Here is a 19,374-nt window from a genome sequence, read left to right on the forward strand (position 1 = left end):
TGTCGCGCCGGAGACTAGCGTGCGCCGGTGCCGCGGAACACCACGGCAAAAGTCCTGAGCACGATCACCAGATCGAGCCACAGGGAGCAGTGCTTGAGGTAGTAGAGGTCGTATTCGAGCTTCGAGCGCATCGCGTCGGCCTCGTGGGCATAACCCTGGTTGATCTGCGCCCAGCCCGTGACCCCCGGCCGAACGATGCCGCGCAGCGCGAAATGCTCGATGTCGCGCACATAGCCCTGCTCCAGCGACGCCGCCTCGGGCCGCGGGCCGACCCAGCTCATGTCGCCCTTCAGGATGTTGAACAGCTGGGGCAGTTCGTCGAGACGGCAGCGCCGGAGGAAATGCCCGGTGCGCGTGATGCGGGGATCGGCCGACGTCGTGAAGCTCGGACCGGGCACGCCGACGAACATCGTGCGGAACTTGATCATCCGGAAGGGCTGGCCGCGGCGTCCGATGCGTGTCTGCAGGAAAAACACCGGACCTGGGCTGTCGAACCGCACGATGAGTGCGACGACCGCCAGGATCGGCAACAGCAACGGCAGGAAGACGACCGTGAATCCCAATTCGATGACGCGGCGGACGACGAGATACTGGCGCGACGGCAGCAGGGAGCCGAATTCGTTGGGCGAAAGGCCGCTGAGCGGCGTCCGGCCGGTCATGTTCTCAACGACGTAGCGACGGTCGAGTACAGGCACGCCGGCGATGGCGGCATCGGCCAAAGCCGCCAGCTGGCCCTTGCCGAGCTCCCCGCTCAGATCGGCCACGATGGCATCGACGCGCAGCCGCCGCTGGCGGACGTCGTCGAAATCGAGCCAGCGGCAGGTCGGAAGCCTCGGCAGCGCGTCGATCGCGGCATGCGGCGTCACGCCGTAGTTGCGCACCAGGTAGCGGCCGCGCATCTGGGCGATCACGGCCATCCACAACACGGTAAGGAGACCGCTGCCGAACAACTGCACGCGCGAATAGTCGAGGCGAAGGAGCAGCAGGACCGCCGCGATCAGCGCGTAGGTGATGATGGCCACCGGCGCGACCTGCGCGACGTTGAGACCGGCGCCGGGAAAAGCGTCCAGCCGGCGGCCGCAGTACCAGACGATCGCATAGGCGATGGCCGTGGTGACGATCGTCAGTTCGGAGGCGTCGAACGGACCGACGAACGGCTCGTCGTTGGCATAGAGCGGGATCGGCAGCACGACGCAAAACAGGAAACCGAGAACGGCGTCGACCCATGTCTCGATGAACCGCTGCGGCGCCGAACGCATGCGCGGGGTCCGCGCCGACGCCCCCTCATCGGACGGCATGTCTACTCCCGTGACGATCGCTTTCCGCACCCACGTCCCCCCGGTGCACACCCAAGCCCGTCATTCAGTCTGCGGAACGAAACGCATAGTTGCACTTACGATGATTATAGAATGGCGGCCGCAGGGGCGTAAAGCGCCGCCTCATCTTTCGCTGCGGCGGAACGCCTGCGCCCAACCCATTCCCAGCAGGGCTGCCGTCACGAAGCCGATCGCCGGCATCTGCAGGCTGAAGTCGATCAGCGAATGCAGGATCGGAACGGCCGCGATGGCGAAGGCGGCGGCGGGAAGATAGCGATTGTCGACCCGGCGCCTCAGCGCGCCGCGGAAACAGACCGCCCAGGGCAGTAAAACGATCGCCATCGCCGGGATCGAGGCGATCACCCCGAATTCGACCACCGTTTCGAGCGGCGTCGAGTGGGCGATGTCGTTGGGTTGCAGGCTGTTTGCCGGCTGGAAGAGCGAAAAGACGTCGCCGAAGCTGCCCAGGCCCCAACCCATCCAAGGCGACAGGCCGATCGCCTGGAACGCCGCCGACCAGATGCGCAGCCGTGACGAATCGTCGGCCGAGACGGCGAACTTGGACAAAAGCGCGCTGCCGGCGACGATCGCGACCAGCACGAACAGCACCGCCCCTGCCAGGAAGACCCGGCCGAGTTCCGGCCGCGACCGCCAGCGGCCCCGCATGAGCAGCAGTCCCAACGCCAGCAGGCTCACCGCCGTGGCGCCGAACCCGGCGCGCGAGGCCGACATCATCATGCCACCCAGCATCAGCAGGGAAACGGCGAGGAGCACGACCCGGGGACCGGTGAACCAGTCGATGAGGCCGACCTCCTCGTCTTCGTCGTCGTAGCCGTAGGGCACGTTCATCGAATCGCGCGAGCGATGCTTGCTGAACACCAGGGCGACCGCGGCCAGGATCGCCATTCCCATGTAGCAGGCAAACGAGTTGCTGTTCACGAACGTGCCACCCATCGGGCACCGATCGGTCGACGTCAGCTCGAACTGCTTTCGCAGGTAACTGCCGAGGTAGCAGGAGTTCGTCGCCATCTGCATGGCGATTCCATAGGCCACCACCAGCACGCCGCTGATCACCAGCGCCATCAGGAACCAGCGGGCATTGTCGCGGTCGCGGCAGACCGCGCGGGCGATCAGGAAGATCAGGGCGCAGGCAATGCACTTCAGGAGGGAGTTTCGGGCCGCATCGGCGGCGATCGCCGGAATCGGCTCGCGGGCACTGCCCAGGATCTCGGCCGCCCGCTGGAACAGCCACGCATCGGCGGTGAGCGGCGTCCACGTCGTCGTCTGCCAGACCGCGAAGAGCGCGACGAAAACCCAGCAGCCGATCAGGCCCAGCAAGGGCAGTCGCTCGACGCTGCCCACGGCGTGCCCGCCGCGGGGACCGATGTCCAGCGCGATGGGAATAGCGATCAGCCCGAGCATGACGCAGAGCGGCGCCCATGCCCAGTCGCGGTTGGCGCCCATCGGCAGGGCCGCCAGGGTCACCATCGCGAAGAAGAAGAACACCGCCGCACGATCGACCGCGCGGCGGGCAAACCAGCGCCAGTCGCGCAGGACAACGACGCCGGGCTCGTGGCCCTTCTCCGTCCATTCGGTCATGGCTTGCGCTTCCGGCGTTCCGCCAGCATGCGCGAGATTTCGTCCTGGGCGCCCGGCTCGTTGCGCACGAAGTAGCGGACGAAGAGCTCGTCGACCGGGCTGCGGATGGCATCGGCGAACCAGTCGCGCCGCGGCGAGAGCTGCCAGGTGCGCGCCACGTACACCGCGATCTTCTCGCGCTGGGCGACGGTCAGGACCTGCCAGTTGTCGAGGATCAGGGTCAGGCGCGCGGGCCACAGCGGCAGCAGCATCGGCGACGTATCAATGGACATCAGCAGGGGAGCGACCGTCCGCTGCGAGGGTCCCTCCAGCACGTACCGCACGGCGGACAGGCGAGCCCACGCAACGCCGCGCGCCGGATCGCGGCCCAGGCCGATGTCGAGATCCTCCTGGGCCCGCTTAAGCCACTCCGTGCGCTGCTGCGCCGACGGCGCGAAATTGGGGGAAAGCGCCGCGCCGACAAGAAGCTCGGACCGCTGAAGATAGCGGCTGGCAATCGGATCGGACACGACCGCCCGGTCCAGCGCATCGATCGCAGTCAACAGATCGGGCAGCTTGAGTTCGTAGTTGAGGCGAAGGGCCGTCGTCGCCCGGTCGGCCTGCTGGGCCTGCCAAGCGCTCCGCGCCACCGGCCAGGCCAGCCAGACGAGCAGAGCTCCGCCCAGACCAAGGAGCGCCCTCACCACCCCGTCGATTGAAATAGCCAGAACGCAGCCCCCGAGTGCACCCGGCGTAAACCGCCGTTTGCCCCACTCAACCGCTGTCGTCGGGCGATGTCAAAGGGCTTGGGCAGGGACCGGCTCGGCGGCCGACGGATCGGCCTGCGGCGCCATCGGGGCGAGTGCGGGAGGCGACGCCGGTACCGGCGCCTGCAGGTCGGTTTGCAGGGGGACGGCCGGATCGGGCAGCGGCGCCGGGGACAGGGTGTGAACCTGGACGTCGACGGACGCATTGACGGTGACTTCCGGCGGCCCTGTGAATGTGCCCTTGATCGGCATGGCCTGCTCGGGATCGCGGCCCACCGCCACCCGGATCAGCCGTTCGCTGCCGATGATGCCGTTGGTCGGGTCGAATTCCACCCAGCCCGCGCCGGGAAGATATACTTCCATCCAGGCATGCGGATAGGCATGGGTCGTCGCCTCGCCCGGGGCCGCATCCAGTGCGGGATCGTACAGGTAGCCGGTGATGAACCGCGCCGCGAGACCGAGCGAACGGCAGCATTCGATCATGAGAAGCGCGTAGTCGCGGCAGGTGCCGCCACCGGATTCCAGGGTTACGGCCGGCACCTGCGTCCCGATCTCGAAGCGCATCGCATACTTCAGCTTCTGCTGGATGCCCATGCAAAGCCGCTTCAGCAGTTCGAATGTGTCGTTGCCGCCCTCGCCCTCCATGAACTGCTTCGTCCAGGGACCGACGATCGAGCTGGGGTCGGGATAGGAACGCTCGACATAGCGGGCGAGGTCGGGCGCTTCCTCGGCGGCATAGCTGAAGGGCAGTGTGCGGGCGAACTCCTCGATCGGCGGCAGCTCCGGCGGCACGCCGAAATGCTCCAGCTGGATCGTGCTGACCAGTTCGAGGACCTGGGTGGGACCATCGAACGATGCGATGGCGATGGAGTTGCCGAAAGGGTCGTGAATCCACCGCACCTGCGCGGCCGGCTCGATGGCCAGGCCGGTGTGCAGCAGGCGCAGGTCATGGCTGTCGCGCGGCCGGAACATCAGCCTGTGATCCCCCAGGGTGACCGGCTCGGAATACTCGTAACGAGTGCGGTGGACGATCTCGAGGGTGCGCATCAGGGCGGGATAATGCCCGAACGGGCCCGGGGTTGCATCCATGCCGGTCGACATCCTGCCCGGATGACGCGGATTGGTCCCGATGGGACTATCGTTGCCTCAGCACCGGAGGATCGCCGTCATGCTCTACACCTGCGCACCGAAGCCACACCGCCAGGCCACCGCAACGAAGCGGGGCGCAAGAAAGACGTCGGGTCCGGTCATCGACATTCATTGCCATATCGTCTCGCCCGAGGCGGCTGCGCTGGTGGCGGCCTCGGGCATCGCGCCAGACGAGCCGATGGGCCGTTTCTCCAACGAGGCCACGCGCGCGGTCCAGAAGGCCCAGACCGAAACCGTGCGGCCGATGCTCACCTCGGTCGAGCGTCGCATCGCCGACATGGACCGCATGGGCGTCGACATCCAGGCGATCTCCCCCGCTCCGCCGCAGTATTTCTACTGGACGCCGCCCGAGCTCGGCCGCGACGCGGCGCGCCTGATCAACGACAACATTGCCGCAACGGTCGCCAGGCACCCCGACCGACTCGTCGGCCTCGGCACGGTGCCGATGCAGGCCCCCGAATTTGCGGTGGCGGAGCTGGAGCGCGCGGTGAAGACGCTCGGCCTGCGCGGCGTCGAGCTCTGCACCAACGTCGCCGGCGCCGATCTTTCCGAGGAGAGGTTCCGGCCGGTCTTCGCCAAGGCCGAAGAACTCGGTGTCCTGGTCTTCCTGCACCCCAACGGCTTCCCCGATGGCCGCCGGTTCTCGGAGCATTATTTCAGCAACGTGATCGGCAATCCGCTCGATTCGACCATGGCCGTCAGCCACCTCATCTTCGGAGGCGTGCTCGACGCGCATCCGAAGCTGAAGATCTGCGTCGCGCATGGCGGCGGCTTCCTGCCGGCCTATGCCGGCCGCATGGACCATGCCCATGGCGCACGCTCCGACTGTCGGCTTTGCATCAAGCGGAAGCCGAGCTGGTACCTGAGGAAGATGTACTTCGACACGATCGTGTTCGAGGAGAGCCAGCTCGAGTACCTCGTGAAGACATACGGCAGCGATCACATCCTGATGGGCACCGACTATCCATTCGACATGGGCATGTACCAACCGATCGAGTTCGTTTCGGGCGCCAAGCTCACCGCCGCCGACAGGCAGGCGATCCTCGGCGGCAACGCCGCGAAGCTTCTCAAGCTCGGAGGCCGCCGCAAGGCTCAGGCGAAGGGGTAAGGCCCGGGGAATGTCCCGATCGGCACGTAGTGTGTGATCAGGCCGGTCCCCTGCCGCCAATGGTGCAGCAGCATCCCCGGCGGCTCGACATGCGAGGCGGGCCTGGCATCGGCCCGCAGCTGCAGGGCGATCGCGGTCGTCGTCGAAGGAGCGGTGCAGAGCGTGGTGCCGCCGAAACGAAGCTGCATGACACGATGGACGTGGCCGCACAGGAGGCGTTCGACCTGCGGATGCCGCGCCAGCACCTCGGCGAGCCGGTGACCCTCTCGGCACGAATAGGGATCCATGTAGGGAATGCCGGTATCGAACGGCGGCTGGTGCATCATGACGATGGTGGGCCGTGCGGGCTCGGCCGACAGTACGCCATCCAGCCAGGCCGCGCCTTCCTCGCTCACCACGCCGTGGTGCAGTCCGGGCAAGGTGACGTCGAGGGCGACGATCCGAACGGGCCCGAGATCGCCGGACACGTAGTCGACGGGACCGTTCGCCGGCAGCCAGCGCTGGCCGGCGAAGGCTCTCCTGAAGGCGTCGCGCTCGTCATGATTGCCCGGAATGGCCCTTACCGGAACCGTGAGATCGGCCAGCAGCCGGCCGAGCATCGCATATTCGTCGGCGTGGCCGTGATCGACCAGATCGCCGCTCAACAGCACGAGGTCGGGTCGTGGATCCAGCGCATTGACCTGCGCGATCGCCGCCGCGAACTGCGCGTTCGAATCGACCACACCCTGGTAGAGTTCGCCGCGCGGCCGCACATGCGGATCGGAAAGCTGCGCGATCAGCATTCAGCCCGGCTTGCGGTCGAACCGCTCGAGCCCCTCCCGCCCCTTGGGCGTGATCGCATAGACACCGCGCTCCACTCTCTCGAACCAGCCATAGACATCCTGTTGCAGGATCTGGGCCGCTTTCGGCGCGTCGCAGGCCGCACGCAAAGCCGCCACCTTCATCGGTCCCTTCGCCGCCAACAGTTCGGCACAGCGCAGCGCCTCCTGGCGATAGGCGGTCATCAACGGCGCGCGCATCGCCTGGCCGCCGAGATTGGGATCGCCGACGCGGCGCGCATGTTCTCCCAGCAGGCGACCCGCCTTGCGCTTGTTCTGCCGCGGCACGTAGGGCGCGGGGTCGAGAACGACGTCGGCCTTGTCCTGGCTGACCACGATGAAGCCCAGTCCCACGCGTCGACAGAGCTTCTTCACGTTCTTCATCTGCTTGGGCCATTGGCCGACGGCCAGATAGACGAGATCGGTGAGCGCCAGCCGGTCGACGCCCTGCAGCACCAGCCCCAGCCCGAAGGTCCGCTTCAGCTCGACGACGACGGGCGGCTCGTTGCCGCGGACCGCCACCACGTCGCAACCGCGCACCTCGCCCTTGACGACATAGCCCTGTCCTTCGAGGAGCGCCTTCACCGGCGCATAGAGGTCGCTCTCCAACGTCATGGCGGCGCACGCTATCATGCTAAGGAAGTTCAAGGTTCGGGGAAAAGCAGATGACCGAGTTGCTGGATCAGGGCGCCGCCGCCATCGCCGCGGCCGTGCGGACGGGCAAGACCAGGGCCCGCGACGTGGCGGAAATGGCCATCGCGCGCGTCGAGGCGCGAAACGGCCAGCTCACCGCCATCGTCGACTTCGATCCCGCCGAGGCTCGCGCCTCTGCCGATGCCGTCGATGCGCGGCGCAAGCAGGGGTTCGACGGCGCCATCCTCGGCGTGCCCTACACGGTGAAGGACACGACCTGGGTGCAGGGCCGTACCGTCACTAACGGCTCGCTGCTCTATAAGGACTTCAAGCCGCCACGCGACGCCGTCGCGGTCGAGCGGCTCAAGGCAGCGGGCGGCATCTTCCTCGGCATGACCAACACGCCGGAGATGGCGGCCAAGGGCCATACGGAGAACAAGGTCTACGGACCGTCGCGCCATCCGATGAACCCCGCCTTGACGCCGGGCGGCTCCTCGGGCGGTGCGGCCGCGGCGCTCGCGGCCGGCTTCTCGCCGATCGCACTCGGCACCGACGGCGGCGGCTCGGGCCGCCGGCCAGCCTCGCATTGCGGTGTCGTGGGACTGAAGACGTCCGCCGGCGCCATCCCTTCGCCCTTCGGCTTCGGCGGCGCCTACGGCCCGCTGTACGGTGTGACGGCGCCGATGGGCCGCACCGTCGCCGATTCGAAGGTGGCATTCGAAGTGATGGCCGGTCCCGACCGCCGCGATCCCCATTCGGTGGCGCTGCTCGACATACCGCCGCCCGCCAGCCCGCGCGTCGCCGTCAGTCCGCGCCTCGGCCTCGGCGTGGCCGTCGATCCCGACGTGATGGCGGCGTTCGAGGCAGCCGTCGCCAGGCTGCGCGCCGCCGGCTGGCGGATCGAGGAAGCCGACGTCGCCTGGCCCGAAGAGACCAGCGAGACCGCCTTCGCGGCGGTCAACAGCTCGGCGTCCGCCCTCCTCTATGGTCGGCACCAGGCCGCCGACGGCGAGTTGTTCGGCGATAACATCTCGGGCCTGATCGAACGCGGGCGGTCGGTGCCGGGCACCGACGTTGTCGCCGCCTTCCGGTTCGCCGACGCCTGCGCCCGCTCGGTGGCGCAGTTCTTCACCGAGTACGACTATCTGCTGACACCGACGACGACCTGCGTCTCCTGGCCGGTGGAACAGGTCTATCCCAAGGTCATCGAGAACCGGGAAGTCGGGCCGCGCGGTCACGCCGCCTTCACGCCGCTGTTCAACCTCGCCCTCGTGCCCGGCATTTCCATACCCTGCGGCACCGGCCGCGACGGCCTGCCGGTCGGAATGCAGATCGTCGCCCCTCGCCTGCACGACCGGCCGCTGCTGGCGATGGCCCAGCGCGCGGAGATGGCGCTCGCCTGACGGCGGGCGCAGGGACCATAGTGAGCGGCATGGCAGGTTTCGGCTCACAGTTCGACCGCGTCAGGCGTCTGGCGGGCAAAGTGGTGCGCGAACCCCACTATGCTCTGGGCCGGTTTGCGACCGTGCGTGACACCTATTCGGCTCTCAACCGCCTGAAGGACGTGATCGTCCCGACCACGCCGCTGCGGATCGGCGATCTCTACAAGCCGACCCATGGGACGATCGACGTCGTTCGCTGCGATCATGTCCTGTCGTCGCGGCGCGCCGCCGAGCAGGTCGAGGAGATGCAGCGCCAGTCCTACTCGCTGGGGCCACGTCTCGATGGTGCAGCCGTGGCCACCTTGCAGGAACAGGCACGGAGCCTGCCTCTTCACGTCAACGACAAGCCGGTCGGCACCTACACCACGCTCTCCGAATCGCGGGGCAAGTTCGCGATTGTGACGGTGCAGGACTCGTCGAGGCTGGAGCTGGTGCGTGTGATCGCCGGCGACGCCTATCTCTACGAAGCCGCGTCGCTGTTCCTGGGCTACCGGCCGCGACAGGTATCGAGCTGGCTCTTCTGGAGCCTGGCCAATCAGCTTTCCGCCGCGCAGAGACGGCAGGCCTCCCAAACCATCGACTATCACTACGATGTCGACGGCTTCAACTTCATGTACGCGAACTTCTATTTGCTCGACACGACCGCGCGGAATGGGGCGCATGCGTTGATCGCGGCCAGCAGCCGGCACAAGCGCCCGAGCCACCTGCTGGGCGGTGCGCGCCTCGACGATGTCGAGGCGCTTCGAACCTATGGGCCCGAATCGGAGCGCACCCTGGAGGGTCCGGCGGGCTTCGGCTTCCTCGAAGATGCGTCCTGCTATCACAAGGCGCTGCCGCCGGAAGACGGCGACCGGCTGATGCTGCAGTTGCGCTACCAATGACCATCCCGGCCCTCGGCTTCGGCACCGCCGCCATCATGGGACGGGTCTCCCGGCGTGCCGGCACCGCCGCGCTCGAACGCGCGCTCGCCGCGGGCGTCCGTCATTTCGACACCGCCCGGTCCTACGGCTGGGGCGAGGCCGAGCGCGTCGTCGGCATGGCACTGCGCGGCCATCGCCGCCAAAACCTTCGCATCGTCACCAAGTGCGGCATCCTGCCGGTGCGCAACACGCCCTTGCTTGGTCTCGCGAAGTCCGTTGCACGGTCGCTGCTTGCCTTTGCGCCCGGGCTCAAGGCGCAGGTGCGCCGCGTTGCCAGCTCGGGAAGCTTCCAGCCGGTCCGGACCTACGAGATCGAGAGTCTGGCCGGCAGCCTGAAGACGAGCCTCGCCGAACTGGGCGTCTCCTACATCGACGATCTGCTGCTTCACAACTACATGCCCGACCGGCCGGGGCTGCAGGAAGTCGGCGCCTGGTTCAGGGATCTTCAGCGCGCCGGCACGATCCGCCGCTTCGGCTTCTCGGTGGAGGGCGATCTTCTGCGGGGACTCGAACATTTGGCCGCGGAGGGCCTGCTCGCCGACGCGATCGTGCAGGTCCCCGTCAGCCAGACGTTGCTCGACCTGCCGCGGGAATGGCGCGGCGTCCGGTTCATTGCCCATTCGCCCTTCGGCTTCATGCGCCGTCAGCAAGAGACGGACGCGCCGTTGACCAGCCTGGCCGCCCTTCTGCCCGCACTCGGGGACGCGTGCCGCTGCGAGGCGCTCGTCTGCTCGATGTTCGGGGCCGACCATCTCACCGCCAACGTGGCCGCCTGGAAATCATGCAGCTGACGGAAATTCTCATTGTCATCGTCACGGCGCTGGTCGTCGCGATCGTCGTTCGGATGTTTCGCCTGCGACGCGATGCCCGCGCCCGCGGCCCTGCCCATATTCACGAGGCCCTCATGAAGCGGGCCGAGCTTCACACCGAACGCAGTGCGTTCCTGAAAAAGGTCGTTCTCGAGTTCAAGGCCAACGGACACGTCTCCAACCGGCAGGCCGAGGCGGTGGAGAAGGCGCTGAAACGGATCGAGGGCAAGTAGCGCGGCATCGCTTGTTGAATGCCGGCAGCCGCTAACCGATAGTCTCGACGCATCGGGGGAGCGTGGGGACGAAGCGCATGACGCAGACGGCGAAGACGACGACAGCCAACTTGCCCCTCTGGAAGAAGATACTCTTCAGCCTGATTCTGATCGTCGGATTTCCCGTCGCAATCGTCCTGGCGATCGAAGGCGCCGGTTACGCGGTGATGCACTTCAAGTATGGCGTGCCGGGCAAGACCTACGGCCTGTGGAGCTACGATGCCGAGCTGGGCGCCATCCATTCGACCAACGCCTACAACTCGAACTCCGAGACGAACAACTACGGCTTCCGCAACAAGGAGGACGTGTTCGAGCCCAAGCCGCCGAATTCGATCCGCGTGATCGCCTATGGCGGCTCGACCACCTTCTGCTTCAACCTCGAAACCGACCAGGCCTGGCCGATCCGCCTGCAGGAAGAGCTGCGGAAGTACGCCGGTCCGAAGTCGCAGGTCCTCAATGCCGGAGCGATCGTCTGGTCGATCGGCCAGGAACTGGCCCGCGCCAAGCGCGACCTGCCGCGACTGAAGCCCGACGTCGTGATCATCTATTCGGGCCTCAACGAGGAAGCCAACGCCGGCCACCTCGCCGAGGAAGGCATCAGCCTCAAGGAGGCGGTCGATGCCGGCCGGCACGGACTGTTCGCGACCAACCTCGACCAATCGCGCTGGCTGAAGCGCAACTCGATGATCGTGCGCTACTTCGAGTACCTGAACCTGTTCGCCCCGCCGCCCAACCCCGCGCCGGTGCCGGAGTATCCGATCGTTCCGGAGATCCGGGAAAACTTCAACCGCACCCTGCGCGAATTCATCGACCTGATCCGCAAGAACGGCGCCAAGCCGCTGTACGTGATCATGGGCGGCATCCACGAGATCGGGCAGAACCGGCTACTGCTGCGGTACTCCCGCGAGGGGGCCGCCGTGGCGCGCGAGATGGGCGTGCCCGTGATCGACTCCATGGACCTGGTCAACAGCTACAAGGGCAACAAGGCGGACCTCTTCTCGCCCACCGGCGCGCACTGGTCGGCGCTCGGTGCCGAGCTGCTGGCCAAGTTCATCGACGAGCAGGCACTGAAGGCGATGGTCAAGCCGAACTGAACCTACCAGGCGATGCGGACGCTGGCGGCAGAGCGCTCGTGCGGCCCGTGATACACCGCTTCGACATTGTTGCCGTCGGGATCAAGCGCAAAAGCCGCGTAGTAGCCCGGATGGTAGTGCCGCTCCCCTGGCGCGCCGTTGTCCCGCCCGCCGGCCGCAAGAACCGCTGCATGGAAGCGATCGACCATGGCGCGGTCCTTCGCCTGGAAGGCGAAGTGCACGTGAGCGATCGCGGGACCGACATCGACCCACAACTCATCGGCAAAGAAGTGACCGTCCCCCTCGACGAGGGGAATTTCGAGGGCCGCGAGCGCCGCCTTGTAGAAGCGCTTGGACGCATCGAGATCGTTTACTTTCAGGTGGAGGTGATCGATCAGCCGGCCGCGATGAATATTCATAACCTGCCCTCCCATTCCAGAGCCGCCGTAAACGCCCCCGGCGCTCCGCCGTTGCTCGCCGTCGAACCGCGCGTGCTGGCATGGCTGGCACCGCTCGCGCGGCCGGTTGATAACCTTCGCCACGAAGCAGTAGGAGACGCCGGCCGGACTCGGTAAACCGGTGTCCAAGCATTAGAGGCAGCTCCGTGAAGCGTCAGAGAGTTTCGGCGGCCGCGGCGCGGCGCATCGCACTGGCGGGACAGGGGTTCGGCAGCCAGCGGCCCGATGGCTCCGGCAATCTCGGGCATCTTAAGCGTGTCATCGACCGGCTCGGCCTGCTGCAGATCGACTCCGTCAACGTGCTCGCTCGGGCGCACTATCTGCCGCTCTTCTCACGGCTCGGAAACTACGACAGCGCGCAACTCGACGGCCTCGCCTGGGGCCGCAAGAGCCGTCGCGGGCTGTTCGAGTTCTGGGCGCACGAAGCGTCGCTGCTTCCGCTCGCCTCGCAGCCGCTGCTGCGCTGGCGCATGGCGCGCGCCGCCGAGGGCGCCAGCAAGGGCAGCCTGCAGAGGTTCGGCCGAGAGAAGGCCGCGTACATCGAGGAGGTCCGCCGCGAGGTCGAGGACCGCGGAGCGATCGCAGCCTCCGAGCTTGCCGATGGCGGGCCCCGGCGCGGGCCCTGGTGGGGATGGAACGACGGCAAGCTCGCGCTCGAATGGCTCTTCTTTGCCGGCGTCGTCACCACGGCGACGCGGCGCGGCACCTTCGAGCGGGTCTACGACCTCACCGAACGCGTCCTGCCGGCGGAGATCCAGGCTCTGCCCACGCCGTCGCCCGAGGAAGCGCAGCGCGAGCTGCTGCGCATCGCAGCCCGCGCTCTGGGAGTCGCCACCGAATTCGACCTGCGCGACTATTTCAGGCTGCCCGTCGCCGATACGAAGGCCCGGCTCGCTGAACTCGTCGAGGCGGGCGACCTGCTGCCGGTCGAGGTCGAAGGCTGGAACCGACCCGCCTATCTCGACCCCACGGCACGTCAACCGCGGCGCATCGAGGCGCGGGCGCTGCTGGCGCCCTTCGACCCGCTGATCTGGGAGCGCGACCGTACCGAGCGGATCTTCGACTTCTTCTATCGCATCGAAATCTACACGCCCGTCGCCAAGCGCAAGCACGGCTACTACGTGCTGCCCTTCCTGCTGGACGACCGGCTGGTCGGCCGCGTCGACCTGAAATCCGACCGCGCCCGCTCGAAACTGGTGGTGCCGGCCGCCCATCTCGAACAGGGGATCGAGGCGCGTGAGGTCGCGGCGCCGATGCGCGAGGAACTCCGGCTGATGGCCGACTGGCTCGGACTAGACGGGCTGGAATTGCCGACCGCCGGGGCATTGGGCCGCGAGTGGGCTAGGATGAAGAAGTGACACGCGTCGGAAGGAAGAAACGCAAATGAACGATCTGGTGCTCAAGGGGGGCCGCGTGATCGATCCCTCGCAGGGGATCGACCGGGTGACCGACATCGCATTCGCCGGCGACACGGTCGCCGCCATTGGAGACGGCCTCGCGGGCAAGGACACGCGCGACGTCTCCGGCAGGATCGTCTCCCCCGGCCTGATCGACCTGCACACGCATGTCTACTGGGGCGGCACCTCGCTCGGTGTCGAAGCCGAACTGGTCGCCCGCACCGGCGGCGTCACGACGTTCATCGATGCCGGGAGTGCCGGGCCCGGCAACTTCCATGGCTTCCGCCGGCACGTGATCGAGACCTCGCCGGTCCGCATCCTGCCGTTCCTCAACATCTCCTTCCCGGGCATCTTCGCCTTCTCCAAGACGGTGATGGTGGGGGAAGCGGCAGACATGAGGCTGCTCAACGCGCGCGAGGCCGTGCGCGTGGCGCGCGAGCACAAGGACCTCGTGCTCGGCGTGAAGGTGCGCGTCGGCAAGTCGGCGAGCGGCGATTCAGGGATCATGCCGCTCGACATCGCCCTCGACGTCGCCGAGGAGACCGGGCTGCCGCTGATGGCGCATCTCGACTCGCCGCCGCCGTCGCGTCTCGAGGTCGTGAGCCGCCTGCGTCCAGGCGACATTCTCACACATTGCTTTCGCCCCTTCCCCAACGCCCCGGTCACACCCGGCGGGGATGTGCGTGAGGAGATCCTCGCGGCGCGCGCGCGTGGCGTCATTTTCGACATCGGCCATGGTGGCGGCTCTTTCGGCTTCGGCACGACGCGCAAGATGCTGGCGGGCGGCTTCCTGCCCGACGTGATCTCGTCCGACGTGCACGCGATCTCGATCGAGGGCCCGGCCTTCGACCTGCTGACGACCATGTCGAAGTTCCTGTGCCTAGGTGTCGATCTGGCGACTGTCATCAAGCTCGCGACCGTGAATGCCGCGGCCGCGATCAAGCGGCCGGAACTCGGGACCCTGAAGGTCGGTGCCGTGGGCGACGCCACGGTCATCGATCAGGCGACCGGCCGCTTCGACTATGCCGATTCGATCGGCGAAACACTGATCGGCGACAAGCGGCTCCTGTCGGCCGGCGTCGTGCTGGGCGGTCGATGGTGGCATCCCACCTGAACGGCTCGGCGACGCTCCCTGATTTTCAAGGAAATCAAGGACTTAACTGCCGACAAAATTCTTTCCCGGCGGCTTGCAACTTTCGCCGGGCGACGGCGTTCAATTTTCATGGCCGGATAACTGGCGCTGCCTCTGCCCCCGCTCAGCAGTGCCTCTCTCCCCGTCTGGCCCTACTCCAAGCCCGCTCCTGATCCGTCAGGGGCGGGCTGCCTGTTTGCGGGCTCTAGCGCAGCAACGCGACCGCGAAGAGGTCGTCAGGATCCTTCCAGAGGGCCTGGATGGCGAACCCTCCCTGATCCGCCAAGGCAGCGATACCCGCCTCATCGTACTTGTATGAATACTCGGTGTGGATGCGTTCGCCCTTGGTGAAGGCGAAGCGTTGGCCCGCCACCCTCACGGACTGGTACCGCAGGCTGCGGGCATAGATCTCGATCCGTCCCTCGGCCTCGTTATAGAACGCGTCGTGGGAGAAGGCGGAGAGGTCGAAGGTGGCATCCAGTTCCCGGTTCATGCGCCGCAGCAGGTTGAGGGTGAATCGGGCAGTGACGCCGGCGGAGTCGTTGTAGGCGTCGTGCAGCCGTTTCGGATCCTTCCTGAGATCCACTCCGAGCACCAAGGCGCCGTCGCCCCTCAGGACGCGACGCGCGCGCCTGAGGAACTGTACCGCCTCCTCCGGCATCAGGTTGCCGATGGTCGATCCGGGGAAGAAGCCGATCCGCCGGCCACCGTCGATCGCCGGCGGCAACGAAGCGAGTTGCATGTAGTCGCCGGTCACCGGATCGACCCGAAGTCCCGGATAATCCTTGCGCAGGCGAGCCGCCGTCGCATCGAGATGTTCCCGCGATATGTCGATCGGCACATAGGCGTGCAGGTCGCGCATCGCATCGAGCAGGATGCGTGTCTTGACGCTGGAGCCGCTGCCGTACTCCACCAGTGCACATCCCGGGCCGGCAAGCCGGGCGATCTCGTCCGCGCACTCGCGAAGAATCGCCGCCTCGGTCCGCGTCGGATAGTACTCGGGCAAGTCGCAGATCTCGTCGAACAGGGCCGATCCGCGGGCATCGTAGAGATACTTCGCCGGTATGGCGCGCGGCACGCGACCCAGACCCGTCAGAACGGCGCGGCGAAAGTCCTCGCGATCGGCCAGCATGCGGTCGTCGAGTGCGAAAAGCGGCACGTTCATCGAAGGTCCTCCGCCAGACGAATTCCCCCGAACATCCAGCGCGCGTCGGGCGGGAAGAAGTTGCGATAGGTTGGCCGGACATGCCCCTCGGGCGTGGCGCTGCAGCCGCCGCGCAGCACCATCTGGCTGGCCATGAACTTGCCGTTGTATTCGCCGATCGCGCCGGGCGGCTCGCGATAACCCGGATAGGCGACGTAGGGGCTGGCGGTCCATTCCCAGACTGCGCCGCATTCTGGCAGGGCATCGGCCGCGGTCTCCCATTCGGCCTCGCGTGGCAGCCGCTTGCCTGCCCACTTGGCGAAGGCCGCCGCCTCGAAGGCGCTGACGTGACAGACCGGACGCGCGGGATCGACCGGCTCCAGTCCCGACAGGGTGAAGACGCACCAGGCGCCGTCCTTCTGCTCCCAGTAGAGCGGCGCTTCCCAGCCATTACGGTTGACGCAATCCCATCCGGCCGACAGCCAGAACTCGGCGCGGCGATAGCCGCCCTCTTTCATGAAGGCGAGATACTCGCCGCAGTTCACGGGGCGCATCGCGATGGCAAAGGAATCCAGCCAGCAGCGATGACGCGGCCCTTCGTTGTCGAAGGCGAAGCCTCGACCGTCATAGCCGATCTCCACCAACCCGCCTTCGAACTCGCGCCAGGCCAGCGGTTCAGCCGCCCGCAAGTCCGGCGGCTTCGCCGGACGATAGGCTGGCCGCAGAGGGTTCATGGACAGCGCATGCTTGATGTCCATCAGGATCAGTTCCTGATGCTGCTGTTCGTGTTGCAGGCCGAGTTCGATCAGTCCATGAGCGTCATGCTCACCCGCGAGGAATTCCAGCATGGCGCCGGTGACGTGCCGGCGATAGGCCATCACCTCCTCAACACCCGGCCGGGTGATCATCCCACGTTGCGGCCGAGGATGTCGCGGGCCGACGGCCTCGTAGTAAGAATTGAAGAGATAATCGAAGGCCGGATCGAATGGCCGGTAACCCGTCGCGTGCGGGCGCAGGACGAAGGTCTCGAAAAACCATGTCGTGTGCGCGAGATGCCATTTGGTCGGGCTGGCATCGGGCATCGACTGCACCGTCTGGTCCTCGGCCGACAAGGGTGCGGCGAGTTCCTCGGTGCGCGAACGTACTGTCTGGAACCGATCGAGGCCGTGCGCCAGCACGGACGGCAACGTGAGATTGGGCACTGGACCTCCGCACGGCCTAACGTGGTGCCGCGTGGATCGGTTGCAAGGTCGGCGCCCCGCGGTCACCCTGTGAAGGTCCGCCCGTCTCCATGAGGCAAGCAAGTGCCGATTTGCGAGATCGACCCCTGGCGCAAACAATATTTCGAGAGAGTGGTGTGTCCGGCCGACGTATTCATACCGACTGAGGACTCGGACGCGTGGCTCTGGAACCCCGATTATCGCTGGGTCTACGACAAGCTCGCGGTGGCGTGCCGCCAGGGGCTCGACGCTGCGCCGCATGGCATCGCACCCTCCGCCTATCCCGTCTTCTCCAAGCCCATCTACAACCTCAAGGGCATGGGCGTGGGCAGCCGCACTCTACGATCGTCACAGGACTACGAAGCCGCGTACCAGCCGGGGCATATGTGGATGCCGTTGCTCGAAGGCGATCACATCAGCAGCGACGTGGCGCTGGTTGACGGCGTGCCGCGCTGGTGGCGGCACGCGCGCGGTATCTCGTCGGGCGACGGTACCTTCGACTACTGGGAGATCGGCGCGCTGTCGGAGCCGGGCGTGGAAGACTGGGCCGGCGACTGGTGCCGGCAACATCTGTCCGGTTACAGCGGCATGGCCAACCTCGAGACGATCGGCGGACGCATCATCGAAGTGCATCTGCGCTTCGCCGACCAATGGCCCGATCTCTACGGTGAGGGCTGGGTCGATGCGCTGGTGGAGCTCTACCGGAACGGCCAGTGGAACTTCGCGGATCGCGAACGACGGACCGGCTTCAGCGTCGTCCTCTTCATGCCGCATGGCGGGCGCTACCGGCATCCGCCTCAGGCGCTGCTGCGGAGGGTCGAGTGCATGCCGGCCATATCGAGCGTCCAGATTACCTTTCACGAAGAGATCGCGCCGGATCGCCATGCCATGCCCCCCGGCGGCTTCCGTGTGGCCATCATCAATTGCTGGGATCGCGACGCAGGGAACGAAGCCCGTTCCCTGCTCCGCCAACACTTCGCCTCCTGAGAGGCGCGCCGCCTAGGAATTGCGGCGGACGAAACCCGTCAGCAGGCTGACGACGAAGAGGACCAGCGCGATCACGAACAGGATCTGCGCGATGCCGGTCGCGGTGGAGGCGATGCCGCCGAAGCCAAAGATTCCGGCCACCAGGGCAATCACGAGAAACATCAGGGCCCAATACAACATGTGTGCGCTCCTTCGGCATTGGCAGTTGTCGTGCAGCTAACGCGGGAAAGAGAGCCTCGGTTCCAGCGGGCAACCCCGCTGCGCCGAATGTCGTTGGTGAAGCGATCAACGAGGTGTCGCCCTCGCCCGTATCCGTACACGCTGGAGATGACCATGGCGCCCGAAGTCACCCCTACCGAAGCCCGCAGCGGCGTCGTCACCGGACGCGTCTTTCTCGTTCTGGCCCTATCCTCGATCGGCGCCATCGCCGCGATGGCGCTCGCCTGGTACCTGATTATCCCGCACGGATAGGCTAGACTGGTGCCATGAAAACACTGGCGGTCAGCTATCTCGTGGCGCTCGTCGTGCTGGCCATCGTCGATGGAATCTGGCTGGGGGTCGTCAGTCGCGAATTCTACAAGGCGCGCCTCGGCCACATGCTCCTCGATCAGCCGATCTGGAGCGTCGCCATTCTCTTCTATCTGATTCACGCTGCCGGCATCGCAGTCTTTGCCGTCCCCCCGGCCTTGAGTGCGGGCACCTGGACCAGCGCCTTGCTTTATGGCGGGCTGTTCGGCTTCTGCGTCTACGCAGCCTACGACATCACCAACCTGGCGACCCTGCGCGGGTGGCCGATGGCGGTCAGCGCCGTCGACCTTGCATGGGGTACGGTAGCGACGGCCGTGACGACGCTCGTGACCTATCTCGTCGTCAGGCCCTGATCAGGACCGGCTGTCGTCGAACTCGGGGTGGCGGCGCAGGTAGGCCACGACGAAGCTACAGGCCGGTAAGATCTTGAAACCCTGCTTGCGGGTATCGTCGAGTGCCGCCCTAACCAGCTTGGCCCCCAACCCCTTGCCCTCATCCTCGGGCGGAACCTCGGTATGGGTGAAGATGCGCGCATCGCCCTGCTGGCGATAGACCGCAATAGCGAGACCATGATCCGCCTTCATCTCGTAGCGGCTCTCGGCAGCGTTATGAGTGACGCTCAT

General features: G+C 66.5%; 22 protein-coding genes. 11 read left to right on the top strand and 11 right to left on the bottom strand.

Going from position 1 to position 19,374, the window contains the following annotated elements:
- Positions 1–14: 14 nt before the first annotated feature.
- From LJ725_RS22405 to LJ725_RS22420, 4 genes are all read right to left on the bottom strand, one after another.
- Positions 15–1,298: a sugar transferase gene (locus tag LJ725_RS22405; protein ID WP_230553175.1), complete on the bottom strand. Its 1,284-nt coding sequence runs from the start codon at positions 1,296–1,298 to the stop codon at positions 15–17.
- 141 nt (positions 1,299–1,439) lie between these two features.
- Positions 1,440–2,915 carry an O-antigen ligase family protein gene (locus LJ725_RS22410; RefSeq protein WP_230553176.1) on the bottom strand — a complete coding sequence of 492 codons (1,476 nt, stop codon included), beginning with the start codon at positions 2,913–2,915 and terminating at the stop codon, positions 1,440–1,442.
- On the bottom strand, positions 2,912–3,598 hold the full coding sequence (locus tag LJ725_RS22415) for a hypothetical protein (RefSeq protein ID WP_230553177.1): 687 nt from the start codon (positions 3,596–3,598) through the stop codon (positions 2,912–2,914). The genes LJ725_RS22410 and LJ725_RS22415 overlap by 4 nt, the downstream gene beginning before the upstream one ends.
- Before the next feature lie 93 nt (positions 3,599–3,691).
- Positions 3,692–4,750 (bottom strand): transglutaminase family protein, encoded by a 1,059-nt coding sequence (locus tag LJ725_RS22420; protein ID WP_230553178.1) that lies wholly within the window; start codon positions 4,748–4,750, stop codon positions 3,692–3,694.
- A gap of 79 nt (positions 4,751–4,829) precedes the next feature.
- Here LJ725_RS22420 and LJ725_RS22425 point away from each other — a divergent pair, with 79 nt between their 5' ends.
- The gene (locus LJ725_RS22425; RefSeq protein ID WP_230553179.1) at positions 4,830–5,918 is read left to right on the top strand and encodes an amidohydrolase family protein; all 1,089 of its coding nucleotides are present in this window, start codon (positions 4,830–4,832) and stop codon (positions 5,916–5,918) included.
- On the opposite strand, the gene LJ725_RS22430 is transcribed toward LJ725_RS22425, so the two are convergent.
- Together LJ725_RS22430 and LJ725_RS22435 are read right to left on the bottom strand one after the other, a co-directional pair.
- Positions 5,903–6,700 carry a phosphodiesterase gene (locus tag LJ725_RS22430; RefSeq protein ID WP_230553180.1) on the bottom strand — a complete coding sequence of 266 codons (798 nt, stop codon included), beginning with the start codon at positions 6,698–6,700 and terminating at the stop codon, positions 5,903–5,905. The two genes, LJ725_RS22425 and LJ725_RS22430, sit on opposite strands and share 16 nt — an antisense overlap.
- On the bottom strand, positions 6,701–7,351 hold the full coding sequence (locus LJ725_RS22435; RefSeq protein ID WP_230553181.1) for a DUF2161 domain-containing phosphodiesterase: 651 nt from the start codon (positions 7,349–7,351) through the stop codon (positions 6,701–6,703).
- Between the two features lie 50 nt (positions 7,352–7,401).
- Between LJ725_RS22435 and LJ725_RS22440 the strand changes: the two genes are divergently transcribed.
- The 5 genes from LJ725_RS22440 to LJ725_RS22460 all read left to right on the top strand — a co-directional run bounded on the left by LJ725_RS22440 (position 7,402) and on the right by LJ725_RS22460 (position 11,906).
- A complete protein-coding gene (locus LJ725_RS22440) occupies positions 7,402–8,772 on the top strand; it encodes an amidase (RefSeq protein ID WP_230553182.1) in 1,371 nt (456 codons plus the stop codon).
- 29 nt (positions 8,773–8,801) lie between these two features.
- On the top strand, positions 8,802–9,692 hold the full coding sequence (locus LJ725_RS22445) for a hypothetical protein (RefSeq protein ID WP_230553183.1): 891 nt from the start codon (positions 8,802–8,804) through the stop codon (positions 9,690–9,692).
- Positions 9,689–10,522, top strand: a complete 834-nt coding sequence (locus LJ725_RS22450) for an aldo/keto reductase (RefSeq protein ID WP_230553184.1) — start codon at positions 9,689–9,691, stop codon at positions 10,520–10,522. The genes LJ725_RS22445 and LJ725_RS22450 overlap by 4 nt, the downstream gene beginning before the upstream one ends.
- The gene (locus LJ725_RS22455) at positions 10,513–10,773 is read left to right on the top strand and encodes a hypothetical protein (protein WP_230553185.1); all 261 of its coding nucleotides are present in this window, start codon (positions 10,513–10,515) and stop codon (positions 10,771–10,773) included. Before LJ725_RS22450 ends, LJ725_RS22455 begins: the two co-directional genes overlap by 10 nt.
- 77 nt (positions 10,774–10,850) lie before the next feature.
- Positions 10,851–11,906: an SGNH/GDSL hydrolase family protein gene (locus LJ725_RS22460; protein ID WP_230553186.1), complete on the top strand. Its 1,056-nt coding sequence runs from the start codon at positions 10,851–10,853 to the stop codon at positions 11,904–11,906.
- A gap of 2 nt (positions 11,907–11,908) precedes the next feature.
- Here the strand turns inward: LJ725_RS22460 and LJ725_RS22465 are convergent, their stop codons facing one another.
- Positions 11,909–12,304, bottom strand: coding sequence for a VOC family protein (locus LJ725_RS22465; protein ID WP_230553322.1), 396 nt, complete (start codon positions 12,302–12,304; stop codon positions 11,909–11,911).
- Between the two features lie 185 nt (positions 12,305–12,489).
- Here LJ725_RS22465 and LJ725_RS22470 point away from each other — a divergent pair, with 185 nt between their 5' ends.
- Positions 12,490–13,701 carry a winged helix-turn-helix domain-containing protein gene (locus LJ725_RS22470; protein ID WP_230553187.1) on the top strand — a complete coding sequence of 404 codons (1,212 nt, stop codon included), beginning with the start codon at positions 12,490–12,492 and terminating at the stop codon, positions 13,699–13,701.
- 25 nt (positions 13,702–13,726) lie between these two features.
- Positions 13,727–14,854 (top strand): amidohydrolase/deacetylase family metallohydrolase, encoded by a 1,128-nt coding sequence (locus LJ725_RS22475; protein ID WP_230553188.1) that lies wholly within the window; start codon positions 13,727–13,729, stop codon positions 14,852–14,854.
- A 223-nt stretch (positions 14,855–15,077) separates the two neighbouring features.
- On the opposite strand, the gene egtD is transcribed toward LJ725_RS22475, so the two are convergent.
- Both egtD and egtB read right to left on the bottom strand, forming a co-directional pair.
- Entirely contained in the window at positions 15,078–16,037 is a 960-nt protein-coding gene (egtD, locus tag LJ725_RS22480) for an L-histidine N(alpha)-methyltransferase (RefSeq protein ID WP_230553189.1), read from the bottom strand.
- Positions 16,034–17,218, bottom strand: a complete 1,185-nt coding sequence (gene egtB / locus LJ725_RS22485) for an ergothioneine biosynthesis protein EgtB (protein ID WP_230553190.1) — start codon at positions 17,216–17,218, stop codon at positions 16,034–16,036. Before egtB ends, egtD begins: the two co-directional genes overlap by 4 nt.
- Positions 17,219–17,320: 102 nt before the next feature.
- On the opposite strand from egtB, the gene LJ725_RS22490 reads away from it, so the two are divergent.
- Positions 17,321–18,223 (top strand): hypothetical protein, encoded by a 903-nt coding sequence (locus LJ725_RS22490; protein ID WP_230553191.1) that lies wholly within the window; start codon positions 17,321–17,323, stop codon positions 18,221–18,223.
- Positions 18,224–18,235: 12 nt separating this feature from the next.
- Here LJ725_RS22490 and LJ725_RS22495 read toward each other — a convergent pair whose 3' ends face one another.
- A complete protein-coding gene (locus LJ725_RS22495) occupies positions 18,236–18,403 on the bottom strand; it encodes a DUF1328 domain-containing protein (RefSeq protein WP_230553192.1) in 168 nt (55 codons plus the stop codon).
- A gap of 153 nt (positions 18,404–18,556) precedes the next feature.
- On the opposite strand from LJ725_RS22495, the gene LJ725_RS22500 reads away from it, so the two are divergent.
- Both LJ725_RS22500 and LJ725_RS22505 read left to right on the top strand, forming a co-directional pair.
- On the top strand, positions 18,557–18,694 hold the full coding sequence (locus tag LJ725_RS22500; RefSeq protein ID WP_230553193.1) for a hypothetical protein: 138 nt from the start codon (positions 18,557–18,559) through the stop codon (positions 18,692–18,694).
- Between the two features lie 14 nt (positions 18,695–18,708).
- Positions 18,709–19,104: a DUF2177 family protein gene (locus LJ725_RS22505; RefSeq protein ID WP_230553194.1), complete on the top strand. Its 396-nt coding sequence runs from the start codon at positions 18,709–18,711 to the stop codon at positions 19,102–19,104.
- Here LJ725_RS22505 and LJ725_RS22510 read toward each other — a convergent pair whose 3' ends face one another.
- Complete coding sequence (locus tag LJ725_RS22510; protein WP_230553195.1) at positions 19,105–19,374, bottom strand: GNAT family N-acetyltransferase; 270 nt, start codon at positions 19,372–19,374, stop codon at positions 19,105–19,107.

Origin of the sequence: Reyranella aquatilis (assembly GCF_020880995.1) — a bacterium.
Classification (GTDB): domain Bacteria; phylum Pseudomonadota; class Alphaproteobacteria; order Reyranellales; family Reyranellaceae; genus Reyranella; species Reyranella aquatilis.